Origin of the sequence: Tsukamurella soli (genome assembly GCF_039541155.1) — a bacterium.
GTDB lineage: Bacteria > Actinomycetota > Actinomycetes > Mycobacteriales > Mycobacteriaceae > Tsukamurella > Tsukamurella soli.
In genome coordinates, this window is the sequence record NZ_BAABFR010000260.1 from 1 (window position 1) to 723 (window position 723).

Sequence of the window (723 nt, forward strand, 5' to 3'; positions counted from 1 at the left end):
CCCAACTCCTTGGCACACAGAACGACATGGCTACGATCCGACTTGGGGGCCTGCTGCCGGGGCCCTGGCTGGCGGGGCGCAGGCTGCCGCGGTCCGGGCTGCCGGAGCCCAGACTGCGGGGGACCGGGCTGCCGTCGCGGCGGCACCGCCGACCACGCGCGCGGCGGCCTGGACTCCCCGCCGTCACCGCGCGGTCGATCGTCGTTCACGGAATTCGACTGTACGGGTCCGATTCCGGCATTCAGCTGAGGATGCCCAGGTGGCTGCCGAGCGTCGCGTACCCGACGTACACCACGATGTCCATGATCGCGTGCGCGATCACCAGCGGCCACAGCCGTCGCCAGCGCAGGTAGGCGGCGCCGAATATCAGGCCCATCACCAGGTTTCCGAGGCCCGCGCCGAACCCCTGGTACAGGTGGTAGCTGCCGCGCAGCACCGCGGACGCGGCCAGCGTCGTCGCCGCGCCGAACCCGAGCTGCCGCAGCCGAGTCGTGAGGTAGCCCACCACCACGACCTCCTCGGCCAGCGCGTTCGCTATCGCCAGCAGCACGTAGGCGATGATCCGCCACCACGGCACCCCTCCCGTCGCCGGCATCACGTGCGCCGTGAGGCCCAGCTCGCGACCCGCCGCGTAGAGCGCCAGGCCGGGGAGGCCGATCGCGGCGGCCAGGCCCACGCCGTAACCCGCCGCGCGCGCGGCGGGTTACGGCGTGGGCCTGGCCG

Annotated in this window: 1 protein-coding gene; it reads right to left on the reverse strand. The window is 73.2% G+C overall.

Annotated elements, in window-relative coordinates; all coding sequences use genetic code 11:
- Nucleotides 1-241: 241 nt before the first annotated feature.
- Nucleotides 242-676, reverse strand: a complete 435-nt coding sequence (locus ABD908_RS27470; RefSeq protein WP_345002094.1) for a CPBP family intramembrane glutamic endopeptidase — start codon at nucleotides 674-676, stop codon at nucleotides 242-244.
- Nucleotides 677-723 lie beyond the last annotated feature (47 nt).